We start from the raw sequence: 11,619 nt of genomic DNA on the forward strand, positions 1-11,619 counted from the left end.
GCGCGGGCGCGGCGCAGGCGGGCCGGCGGCCACGGGACGCGCAACGCAACCGGTCGCCCGTTCCGCTCGTGTCCGCCCGCGCGAAGCGCGCTACAGGCGCTCAATGATCGTGGCGTTCGCCATCCCGCCGCCTTCGCACATCGTCTGCAATCCCCAGCGTCCGCCGGTGCGCTCCAGGTAATGCAGCATCGTGGTCATCAGACGGGCGCCGCTGCATCCGAGCGGATGGCCGAGCGCGATCGCGCCGCCATGCGGATTGACCTTCGACATGTCGGCGTCGTGTTCCTTCGCCCACGCCAGCACCACCGGCGCGAAGGCCTCGTTGATCTCGACCGCGTCCATCTGCGACAGCTTCATGCCGGCGCGTTTCAGCACGTTGGTGGTGGCGGGAATCGGAGCGGTCAGCATGATGACAGGGTCGCAGGCGCCGAGCGCGAAGGCATGAAAACGAGCGCGGGGCTTGAGACCGAGCGCCTCGGCCCGGCTCTTCTCCATCACCAGCACCGCGGCCGCGCCGTCGGTGAGCTGGCTCGAGTTGCCGGCCGTGATGACGCCGTTCTCGTCGAAGGCGGGGGCGAGCGACGAGAGCTTCTCGATGCTGCTGTCGGGACGGATGCCTTCATCGTTGGTGATCTTCTCGGTGCCGCCGTCGTCGTGCCGCTTCTCGATGGGCTCGATCTCCTGCGCGAACCAGCCGTTCTCGGTAGCGGCGGCGGCCTTCTTGTGGGAGCCGACCGAGAATTCGTCGAGCTCGGAGCGCTTCAGGCCCCACTTCCTGGCGATGATCTCGGCCGAGATGCCCTGCGGCACCAGACCGTGCTTGTCGTAAAGGTTGGCTTCCTCGTAACGCTGGATCATGCGCGGCCCGAAGGGCGCGCCGCCTACCGCAGCCGACGTTCCCATCGGCAGGCGGCTCATCGACTCGACGCCAGCGGCGATCACGCAATCATACGCGCCGGCCATCACACCCTGCGCCGCGAAGTGCAGGGCCTGCTGGCTCGAGCCGCACTGGCGGTCCACCGACGTGCCGCACACCGTCTCGGGAAGGCCGGCGGCGAGCGCCGCGTTGCGCGCGATGTTCAGCCCCTGCTCGCCGACCTGACCGACGCATCCCATGATCACGTCCTCGATGAGCGCGGGATCGATCCCGGTGCGGCGCACGATCGCCTTGATGGGCTCCGACGCCAGGTCCACCGCATGCCAACCGGCCAGTGCCCCGTTCTTCTTCCCGCGCCCGAGCGGCGTACGCACCGCTTCGACGATGACGGCTTCACGCATCTTGATTCCTCCTGGCCTCGGCGCCGCGTAGGGTCGCCGGCCGCTGTGATGCCGTCACAATGGCAAGACCTTGCAATACGTCAAGCGAGCGCGAGCGTCGCCCGTTCGCATCGGAAAGCGCGAGCTCAGCGCGCGATGGTCAGCGTGAAGTAGAACGACGCGCCCATGCCCGGCTCGGCCTCGGCCCACGCCCGGCCGCCGTGACGGGCGATGATGCGCCGGACGTTCGCGAGGCCGACGCCGGTTCCTTCGAACTCATCGATGTGGTGAAGCCGCTGGAAGACGCCGAACAGCTTGTCGGCGTACTGCATGTCGAAACCGACGCCGTTGTCGTGCACGGCGATGATGGCGCGACCGTCGTCTTCGCCGACGCAGCCGATCTCGATGCGCGCCAGCGGCTGCGGCTGCGTGTACTTGATCGCGTTGTCGATGAGGTTCGCGAAGACCTGGCGGATCATCGAACGGTCGCCCACGACCCTCGGCAATGGCTCCACCTTCCATTCGATGGCGCGATCGCCGCCGCCCGCTCGCATCGCGCGCACGACCTCGCTCACCAGCTCGTCCAGATCGAGCTCACCCTCGGCAGCTTCGGTGCGTCCCGCGCGCGAGAAGCTCAGCAGGTCGTCGATCAGCCCTCCCATCTGCCTGCTGGCGTCGGAGATGGATCGCAGGTGCTGCTCCGCCTGCGGCGGCATCTGCCGTGCGCAGTCCTCGGCCAGCATGGCCGCGTACCCGTTGATGTGGCGCAGCGGGGCACGCAAATCGTGCGAAACCGAATAGCAGAATGCTTCGAGCTCGGCATTGGCTTCCAGCAGCGCGTGCGTTCGCTCGTGCACGCGCGCCTCCAGCTTGGCGTTGAGCTCTGCCAGCTCCAGCTCGGCCCGCTTCCGATCGGTCACGTCCTGGACCTGCGACACGAAGTAGAGAAGCTCACCATCCTTGCCCCGAACCAGCGAGACGGTCAGCAGGCACCAGATCACGTGTCCCTGCTTGTGGATGTAGCGCTTGTCGAGCTGATAGCTGTCGAGCTCGCCCGACAACACCCGGCGCAAGAGCTCGAGGTCGGAGGCGAGGTCGTCGGGATGCGTGATGGACTGGAAGTCGCGATCGAGCAGCTCGGCCGGTGCATAGCCGGTGATCCGGCACAGCGAGCGGTTGACCGACAGGAAGCGGCCCTCGGTGCTGACCAGGCACATGCCAATGGCCGAAAACTGCATGGCGCTGCGAAAGCGGTCCTCGCTTTCCGCCAGCGACTCTTCGACCATCTTGCGATGGGTGACGTCGCGGCCTTCGGCGATGACGTAGAGCAGGCGGCCGTCGTCGTCGTACGCCGGCTTGGTCGAGACGTCCACGATCAGGCGGCCGCCGTCGCTCCGGCGGCCCTCGTGCTCCTCGCGCACGAACTCGCCCCTGGCCGCGGCCTCGGCAGCCGCGCGCAGCCGTGCGAGCACGTCGTTGCCGGCCGGCCAGGGAACCTCCCAGAACTTGCTGCCGATGGCCTGACTGTCACTGGTCAGGCCGCAGATGCCGAGCGCGGCCTGGTTGATCTCGAGAACCGTCCCATCGGCCGCCAGCAGAACCGTGAACTGGAACATCGAGTCGAAGAGCGCGCGAAAGCGGCGCTCGCTGTGCCGCAATGCCGCCTGGGCATCGCGCACCTCCTTCTTCTGGACCGCTTGCACGCCCCCCGAAATCCGCGGCGCAGTATCGCCGAACCTCCTGCTCAACCGAAGCGGATTTGTGAGGCGCGCCAAAGAAAAAGGGCGCGTCAGTACCCGACCGCCTGGCCGTCCTTGCGCGGCTCGGTCGCTGCGACGTAGCCGCCGTTCATGCGCTGGATGAGTTGGGCGCCCCCGAACATCCACGTCGCGCCGACGGCGACGTGATGACCGAGCTCGGCAAGGGCGGCGATGGTTCTTTCGCCGGCGGCCTCCTCGATGAGCACGGCGCCGTCTTCGGTCACCTGCCAGCGCGGTGCGTCGGCTGCAGCCTGTGGGTTCTGGCCATGAGCGAAGACGCGCAGCACCATCTGCACGTGTCCCTGCGGCTGCATGGGACCGCCCATGACGCCGAATGCCATCTCGGCCATGCCGTCGCGCGTGACGAACCCGGGGATGATCGTGTGGAAGGGGCGCTTGCGAGGACCTACGCAGTTGGCGTGTCCCAGTTCGAGATTGAAGCCGGAGCCGCGGTTTTGAAGGCTGATGCCGGTGCCGGGCACGACGATTCCGCTGCCGAACGAGAAGTAGTTGGACTGGATGTACGAAACCATCGTGCCGCCCGCATCGGCGGCGCAGAGATAGACGGTGTCTCCCTGCGCCAGCGGCCCCGGCGCCAGCGGCAATGCCCTCCGTGCATCGATCTTTCGCGCACGCGCGGCCAGATACTCGTCGTCGAGCAGCTCGGCGGCGGTCACCGGCATGGCCGCCGGATCCCCGACGAGGCGCTGCACGTCGGCGAGCGCCAGCTTCATGGCCTCGATCTGGAAATGCAGCCACGGCGCCGTATCCGGCGCGTGCTCCAGGACCGGCGTGTGCGCGAGCAGCTTCAGCGCCATCAAGGCGGCGATGCCCTGGCCGTTGGGTGGAATCTCATGCACGCGAACGTTCGAAAACGCCGCGTCGATCGGATCGACCCAGTCCGCGCGATGCTCGTCCAGATCGGCGGCCGTCAAGGCTGCGCCGCACTCTGCCGCATGCGCCGCAACGGCCTGCGCCAGCGCGCCGCGGTAGAACGCTTCGCCTCTGGTGCGCGCGATCTGCTCGAGGCTGGCGGCGAGATCGGGCAGGACGAAGCGCTCGCCGGCGTGCGGCGGCCGTCCCAGTGGTAGGAAGACCCGCGCGAACTCCGGAAAGGATCGGAACAGATCTGCCACCAGCGCCCACTGCTCCGCAACGACCGGCGAGACCAGATAGCCGTCGCGCGCATAGCGGATGGCCGGCTCGAACAACGCCTCGAACGGCAGGCGCCCGAAGCGCTGCGACAGCTGCACCCATGCCGAGACCGCGCCAGGCACCGTGACCGAGTCCCAGCCGAGCGCCGGCATGCGCTGCTGGCCGCGCATGCGATCGAGCGTCATTGCAGCGGGTGCTCGCCCCGAAGCGTTGAGGCCGTGCAGGGCGCCGTTGCAGGCAACGATGGCGAAGGCGTCGCTGCCGAGGCCGTTGTTGGTCGGCTCCACCACCGTCAGCGCGATGGCGGTGGCCAATGCGGCATCGACGGCGTTGCCGCCGCGGGCCAGCATCGCCAGGCCGGCCTGCGCGGCCAGCGGCTGGCTGGTGGCCACGACGTTGTCTGCCAGCACCGGCATGCGCCGCGAGGCGTACGGCATGTCCCAACGACCGTCGCTCACGCCGCTCCCGCGTGCTCGTCTGTCCAACGCGGAACCGGCCTCGGGTGCCGCTCCATGCGATAGATCGTCGGACCGTCGGGCATCGTCAGCGGCGCCACGACGCGGAAGCCGAAGCGCTCGTAATAGGGAACGTTCTCCGGGCGTGACGCCTCCAGGTACGCGAGCAGCCCTTCACGGTCGCAACGCTCCAGGATCGGCCGCAGAAGGGTCCGCCCCACCCCGCTTCGCTGCCGGAGCGGATCGGTGCCGAGAATGGAGAGGTACCAGTGCGGGGCGGTCGGATGCAGGCCGACCATCGGCTTCATTCCGCGCGCGATCCGGCCGGCGCGCGAGCCGAACACGGGCAGCACACGCACGGCGAACTCGAGCATCTCGCCCAGCGACGGCCCCGACTCCCGCGGCGGATCCCAAAGGGCGGCGCCAGCACCGTCCACGGTCGTGAAGACCTTGCCGTTGCGCAGATAGAGCGAAAGAACTCGATCGAAGAGCTTGCGCTGCCGCTGCGGACGGGTGGCCGCGTCCGGGAACAGCCATTGGTGGAACGGATCGCCGGCGAAGGCGCGGGCCAGCACCTCGGTCAGCCCCGCCAGGTCCGCGCCCGTCGCCGCCCGCATGCTCGACTCCACGGCCACGCCTTTAGCCCCGCCCAAACGCCCATCAAAGCCGCCGGCGGCCGCCCCAGCCATCTCAGTCTGATAGCGCGTGCGCTTCGCAAGCCAGCCAGTGCTAGACCACCCTCAACGCCACACCGGACCGCGCGCAACGGGCCAGTGGCAAGGCGCCTGGCCGTGAAGCGAGCGCAGGCGTACCTCCTGTACGCCGGAGCGAGCGTACGGCCAGGCAACGCAGCCAATGGCCCGTTCCGCGCGCGTCCGCGACTCAAAAGGAGGAAACAGATGGCAGATAACCCAACACGCGCCCTCGTCACCGGGGCCTCCTCCGGCATCGGCCGGTCCTTCGCTGCCGCGCTTGCCGCGCAGGGCTGCGACCTCGTCCTGACCGCGCGCAACCAGTCCCGCCTGGAGGAGCTGGCCGGCGAGCTCCGGTCCAGGCACGGCCGCAGCGTGGACGTCCTCGTCGCCGATCTGGAAGCGCCGCAGGACCTGGCGCGCGTGGAGGAGTACGTTCGCAACGACACCCGCATCGATCTGCTCGTCAACAACGCCGGCTACGGCGTCACCGGCAACTTCGCCGATCTGCCGCTGGAGCGGTCGCAGGGCCAGATCGACCTCAACGTCGTCGCCCTGACGCGGCTCAGCCATGCGGCGCTCTCGCACATGAAGCCGTCGCGGCGCGGCGGCGTCATCAACATCGCCTCCGGCGCCGCCTTCCTGCCCACGCCGGCGCTGGCGGTGTACTCGGCGACCAAGGCCTACGTCGTCAACTTCAGCCTGGCGCTCGCCGAGGAGACCAGGGGGCACGGCGTGCAGGTGCTGGTGGTCTGTCCCGGCTTTACGCGCACCGAGTTCCAGACCCGTGCCCAGTACGACACCAGCGCCCTGCCCGCGTTCGTCTGGCAGACGGCCGACGACGTGGTGCTCGAGTCCCTGGCGGCCTATCGCAAGGGTCAGACGATGCTCGTCCCCGGGGTGCAGAACCGGGTGACGATGGCACTGACGAACCTGGTGCCCAAGACGCTTCTGGTGTCGCTGGCCGGCCGCTTCAGCAAACAGCCGGCGGCATAGGCGCCGCGATTCGACTTCGCGCCTCGCCTGGCGTACCCGGCCCGAGTTTGGCAAAGCTTTCCGCGCGTCAGGAAGGGGCTCCGGGCGCCGTGGCTCGTCACTCGTGCCGGCCGTGCGTTCTCCATGGCAGACCGGTGCGGACGTCAGGGCCTCCCCGCTCTTGAGACGGCGCGGACTCGGGCGTAGGCTCCGCGCGCTCTACGGCCAAGCGTACGAAAGATATTGGATGGTAAAGGTTTTCGAAGCCTTGTGACCGCCGGCCGGGGCTGGGGCGGATGACCGTCGCCTACCTCCCCCGCGCCCGTCGTCGCACCCGGATCGAGAGCCCGGTCAACGCAACGTCAGGCTGAACCGAAACAGGAAAAGGAACGTCGATGGCGATCGATTACGAGGTCCCCGCAGACAAACGGCTGCTCTACTGGCTCGGCGACAAGCTGATCGATTACCGCCACCCGGTCTCGATCCTTGTCCTCATCATCACGGGCCTGTTCGCGTACTGGAGCTTCCAGCTCCAGCTCGTGACCAGCTTCGGAGAGCTGCTCCCGCAGACCCACCCTTACGTCCAGATCCACAACAAGTACTCGAAGGACTTCGGTGGGGCGAACAACATCGTGATGATGATGGAGGTGGAAGAAGGCCACCTCTTCAATGTCGAGAACCTCGCTCAGATCTATCTGATGACCGAGGAGATCGACAAGGTCTACGGCGTCAACCACAACCAGATCGATTCGATCGGCCACCGCACCACGCGCCATCTGCGCGTCGCTGCAGCCGGAACGCTCCGATCCGAGCCGATCATGGTCGACCTTCCGCGCAACGAGACGGAAGCGGCCGACATACGGCGAATCGTCCACAGCTCCGAGAACGTCTTCGGCATCCTGGTCTCCCTCGATGACCGCGCCGCCATCATCCGCGCGAACTTCATCGAAGGACGCCTGGACTACCGGCGCATCTTCGACGAGATGAACGAGCGCGTGATCCGGCCCTTCACCGACGGCTGGATCGGTGCTGCGCTAGAGGAAGTCGATCCCGACCGGGCCGAGGCCTTCGGCGTCGAGAAGGGCAAGGGCATCCTGGTGGCCCGCCTCTTCCCCGACAGCGTCGCCGCCGCCGCAGGCCTCAAGCAGGACGACGTCATCACCAAGGTCAACGGCAAGGAGGTCGTCAAGCGCTGGGAGGTCAGCAACGCCGTCGCTGCCAAGGACCCTGCCGGCGTGCAGATCGAGTACCTGCGCGACGGCAAGCCGGGCAACCTCGTGCTGCAGGGCGGCGGCTCCGACATCAAGCTGTGGGTGGCCGGCGAACCGCGCCTGTACGGCTGGGTCTACAGCTACGCCGGCGACGTGTTCTTCATCCTGGTCATCACCTACTGCATCGAGTGGGTGCTGCGCTGGATGTACTTCCATGACTGGCGCGGCGCGCTGCGTCCCACCATCACCGGCCTGATCGCGGCCTTCTGGGGCCTGGGCTTCATCTATCTGATCGGCCTTGCGCTGGACCCGCTCATGCTCGTGATGCCGTTCCTGATCACGGCCCGAGCAGTCAGTCACGCCATCCAGATGCACGACCGCTACTACGAGGAGTTCGAGAAGTGCGGCTGGAACAAGCGCCGCGCCATCGTCGCCTCCTTCGCTGAACTGTTCGTGCCGACGTTCTCGGGCGTGGTCACCGACGCCATCGGAGTGCTGGTGATCCTGCTGGTGCCTGTGCTGATGCTGCAGAAGCTCGCGCTGACGGCGTCGTGGTGGATTCTGGCCATCACCGTCTCCGAGATGCTCCTGAACCCGATCGTCTACTACTACCTCAAGGCGCCCGAGCCCGAGCTCGTCATGCTGCGAGAGCGCGGCGCGTTCCGCTACTACACCGAGCGGTTCGTCGACAAGCTGCTGACGCCGATGGGGCGGCGCGTCACCATCATAGGCTGGGTCGTCGTCATGGCCGTGGCCGGCTACAACCTGCAGGGCCTGCAGATCGGCGACCCCGGCTCCGCCTCGCCGCTGCTGTTCGAGGACTCGCCCTACAACCGCTCGCACGGAGCCATCCAGGGCAAGTTCGGCGGCGTCGAGCCGCTGATCATCGTGGCCGAAGGCTACGACAAGAACGCGATGAAGGACCCGCACACGCTCAAGACGATGGAGAGCTTCCAGCGCTACCTCGAGCGTGATCCGAGCGTCGGCTACAGCTTCTCGCTCTCGGACATCCTTCGCGCCGTCAACTCGGTCTTCCACGAGCTGGAGCCGAAGTGGGGCGTGATCCCTGGCAACTGGGTCGACATCGGCGGTCTCTTCTTCATCTTCTTCTCCGGCTCGCCGCCGACCGAGACGGCGAAGTACGTGTCCACCGACTATTCGACCGCGCACGTCACGTTCTTCTGCCGCGACCACAAGGGCAGCAACATCCGGCGCGTCATCGGGCGCAGCAAGGAGTTCATCACCAACGCCCAGCTCGAAGACATGGGCATCGAGGTGGCGGAGGAGAACGAGCAGGTCGTGGTCAAGGGCGAGCTCGATGCACCGTCCTGGATCAAGGCCGGGTCGACGTGGCAGGGCTCGCGCCTGGTGCTCGGCGAGAAGAAGGAAGGCCCCTTCAAGCCCGGGGACAAGATCGTGGCCATCGGCGACCACGAGGTCACCGACTTCCACAGCCTCGAGGACGCTCTGCAGGCCGAGACGTCGCAGTCCAAGAGCCTGTCGGTCAAGGTCGACCGCGGCGGCCAGACCGTCGAGGCGATGGTCGCCCCGCCCTGGAAGGCTCAGTTCAAGCTGGCCGGCGGTCTGATCGGCGTGCTCGCGGCCGCCAACGAGGAGCTCGTCCGCAACGACCTGCTGATGAACTTCCTCGGCTTCTTCACCATCTGGATCATCCTGCTGTTCACGTACCGTTCCTTCCGCTGCGGCCTCTACCTGCTGGCGCCGATGGTGTGCTCGAACGTCATCTGCAACGCGGTGATGTCGCTGCAGGGCACCGGCATCAACATCCACACCCTGCCGCTGGTGACCGTGGGCGTGGGCTTCGGCGTGGACTACGGCATGTACATGGTCAGCCGGATCATCGAGGAGATCCGCATCCGCAACGACATCGTCGACTCCACGCGCGAGGCGCTGATCACCACCGGCAAGGCGATCACGTTCACCGCCGTGACGATGGTTGTATCGACGGCGTTCTGGATCAGCTCGGAGATCCGCTTCAACGCCGAGATGGGACTGCTCCTGGCCATCTGGATGGGCATCGGCTACCTCGGGGCCCAGACGCTGCTGCCGGTCCTCCTCGTCACGATGAAGCCCGCCTTCATCATGCGCGAAGCCGGCAAGCCGCCGGAAAGCGTAGCAGCCATCAAGTAACGAACAGCAACCTCACGGCTGCATGATAAAGGGCTGGCCCGAAAGCCAGCCCTTTTTCTTTTCCCCCGCGACGCAAGCGACAGCGGCCGAGGGCCGCGGGCGACATCGAACGACGGCCAGGCGCTCCGTCGGCGTCTACTGCAAAGGCGTAAACGGCAGCACGAGCGGGATCATGGCGATCGCGATGATCGCGCACAGGATGTCCATCGGCACGCCAATCCGCAGAAAATCCGTGAAGCGGTATCCGCCCGCGCCGTACACCATCATGTGCGTCTGGTAGCCGAGCGGTGTGGCAAAACCGAGCGAGCCCGCCACCGTCACCGCCGCGACGAAGGGCATGTAGCCGACGCCGAGATTGGCCGCCGTCTGGATCGCGATGGGAAAAGTCAGCGACACGGCCGCGCTGTGCGAGACGAGCTCGGTCAGCAGCAACGTGCACAGATAGATGCCGGCCAGGCTCATCCAGGCGTCGCCCTGCGCGACCTCCGTCAGGCTGAGCGCGAGGGCCTTTGCCACGCCCGTCTTCTCGATGGCGATGCCCAGAGCGAAAGCGGCGGCCACGGCAATGATCACGTTCCACTCCACGCTCTCGCGCGCCGCGGTGGAGGTCATGCAGCCGGTCAGCAGCAGGAGGCCGGCCGCCAGCATTGCCGCGTGCAGCATCGGCAGCCACTCCAGGCTGGCGATGACCATCATCCCGATGAGGATGGCGATGGCGAGGAAGGCCCGGTCGTAGCGGACGGGCGTGGAGCCCTCGACGCGGCTGACCAGATAGAAGTGGTGCGAGTTGTGGTGCTGCTTGGCAAAGCCCTGGTGCGCTTCCAGCAGCAATGTATCGCCGCCGCGCAGCACGATGTCGCCGATCTTGCGGCGGATGCGTTCTCCCCGCCGCGCCACCGCGATCACCGCCGCGTTGTAGACGGACCGGAACTGCGCATCCCGGATCGAACGGCCCACCAGCGGCCCGTCGTCGGCAACCACGGCCTCGATCAGGCTGCGGTAGGAGCGCGGCGCGTCGAGCTTGAAGATCTGGTCGGTGGCGGGGCTCAGGCCGCGAATCCGCTGCAGATCCACCATCGCATCCACCACGCCGACGAAGATCAGGCGGTCGTTGGCGTGCAGCCTCTGGTCCGGCCCCACCGCCGCCAGGATCTCCCCTTCGCGCTCGATCTCGGCCAGGAAGCACTGGGGGAGCTGGCGCAGGCCGGCTGCCTCGATGGATTTTCCGACCAGCGGCCCGTTGGGATCCACCGACATCTCGATCGTGTACTCGCGCGGGTCGCCGAAGGTCGAGAGCGCGGGCCGGCGGTCGGGCAGCAGCCACCGATGCGTGGCGATCACGAACAGACAGCCGCCGATGGTGATGGGCACGCTGATCCAGAACAGCTCGAACATGTGCATGCCGTGGCCCTTGGTCTGGCGCAGCATGCCGTCCACGAGAAGGTTCGTGGCGGTGGAGATGATGGTGATCGTGCCGCTGAGGATGGCCGCGTAGCTCAGCGGGATCATCAGCTTGGAGACGGGGATGTCGTTCTTCTTGGCCCAGTCGTTGACGGCCGGCATGAACATCGCCACCACCGGCGTGTTGTTCATGAACGCGCTGATGAACGTCACCGGAAACATCATCTTGGCCAGAGCGCCGGTGATGGTGCGCGGCCGGCTGAGGAACTTCTCGGTGATCAGGACGTTGCCGCCGGTGGCTTCCAGGCCGGCCACGACCACGTAGAGCACCGTGATCGTCATGATGCCCTGGTTCGAAAGGCCGGCGAACGCCTCGCCCGCCGCCAGTACACCCGTCAAGAGCAGCAGCCCGACGCCGCCGACCAGGACGAGGTCGGTGGCGAGTTGCGTCAGCGCCAGCACCAACAGCACCGCAACCACCACGCCCATGGTCAGCCAGGCCTGCCAGCCCAACCCTCCCCAGATTGACCAATCCATCTCGTCCGTCCTCTTTGGCTCTCGT

The 11,619-nt window shown here is 67.0% G+C and carries 7 protein-coding genes; 2 read left to right on the forward strand and 5 right to left on the reverse strand.

The genetic code is table 11. The features are described 5' to 3' along the window. Positions 1 to 90: 90 nt before the first annotated feature. From VEC57_01740 to VEC57_01755, 4 genes are all read right to left on the reverse strand, one after another. Positions 91 to 1,278: a thiolase family protein gene (locus VEC57_01740; GenBank protein HYB97832.1), complete on the reverse strand. Its 1,188-nt coding sequence runs from the start codon at positions 1,276 to 1,278 to the stop codon at positions 91 to 93. A 125-nt stretch (positions 1,279 to 1,403) separates the two neighbouring features. Beyond that, complete coding sequence (locus tag VEC57_01745) at positions 1,404 to 2,960, reverse strand: PAS domain S-box protein (protein ID HYB97833.1); 1,557 nt, start codon at positions 2,958 to 2,960, stop codon at positions 1,404 to 1,406. An 86-nt stretch (positions 2,961 to 3,046) separates the two neighbouring features. Next, positions 3,047 to 4,630: a gamma-glutamyltransferase family protein gene (locus tag VEC57_01750; protein HYB97834.1), complete on the reverse strand. Its 1,584-nt coding sequence runs from the start codon at positions 4,628 to 4,630 to the stop codon at positions 3,047 to 3,049. Then, on the reverse strand, positions 4,627 to 5,244 hold the full coding sequence (locus tag VEC57_01755) for a GNAT family N-acetyltransferase (GenBank protein HYB97835.1): 618 nt from the start codon (positions 5,242 to 5,244) through the stop codon (positions 4,627 to 4,629). Before VEC57_01755 ends, VEC57_01750 begins: the two co-directional genes overlap by 4 nt. Before the next feature lie 282 nt (positions 5,245 to 5,526). Here VEC57_01755 and VEC57_01760 point away from each other — a divergent pair, with 282 nt between their 5' ends. Both VEC57_01760 and VEC57_01765 read left to right on the forward strand, forming a co-directional pair. After that, complete coding sequence (locus VEC57_01760; protein HYB97836.1) at positions 5,527 to 6,315, forward strand: SDR family oxidoreductase; 789 nt, start codon at positions 5,527 to 5,529, stop codon at positions 6,313 to 6,315. Positions 6,316 to 6,689: 374 nt separating this feature from the next. Continuing rightward, positions 6,690 to 9,656, forward strand: coding sequence for an MMPL family transporter (locus VEC57_01765; protein HYB97837.1), 2,967 nt, complete (start codon positions 6,690 to 6,692; stop codon positions 9,654 to 9,656). Positions 9,657 to 9,791: 135 nt separating this feature from the next. Here the strand turns inward: VEC57_01765 and VEC57_01770 are convergent, their stop codons facing one another. Beyond that, positions 9,792 to 11,594, reverse strand: a complete 1,803-nt coding sequence (locus VEC57_01770) for an SLC13 family permease (protein ID HYB97838.1) — start codon at positions 11,592 to 11,594, stop codon at positions 9,792 to 9,794. Positions 11,595 to 11,619: the final 25 nt, after the last annotated feature.

It is taken from the genome of Candidatus Limnocylindrales bacterium (assembly GCA_035626395.1).
Classification (GTDB): Bacteria; Desulfobacterota; Binatia; order UBA1149; family CAITLU01; genus DASPNH01.

What these genes read in the sequence shown, in the direction of transcription:
- VEC57_01740 (HYB97832.1), bottom strand. Translation starts at nt 1,278, where the DNA reads ATGCGTGAAGCCGTCATCGTCGAAGCGGTGCGTACGCCGCTCGGGCGC.
- VEC57_01755 (HYB97835.1), bottom strand. Translation starts at nt 5,244, where the DNA reads ATGCGGGCGGCGACGGGCGCGGACCTGGCGGGGCTGACCGAGGTGCTG.
- VEC57_01760 (HYB97836.1), top strand. Translation starts at nt 5,527, where the DNA reads ATGGCAGATAACCCAACACGCGCCCTCGTCACCGGGGCCTCCTCCGGC.
- VEC57_01765 (HYB97837.1), top strand. Translation starts at nt 6,690, where the DNA reads ATGGCGATCGATTACGAGGTCCCCGCAGACAAACGGCTGCTCTACTGG.
- VEC57_01770 (HYB97838.1), bottom strand. Translation starts at nt 11,594, where the DNA reads ATGGATTGGTCAATCTGGGGAGGGTTGGGCTGGCAGGCCTGGCTGACC.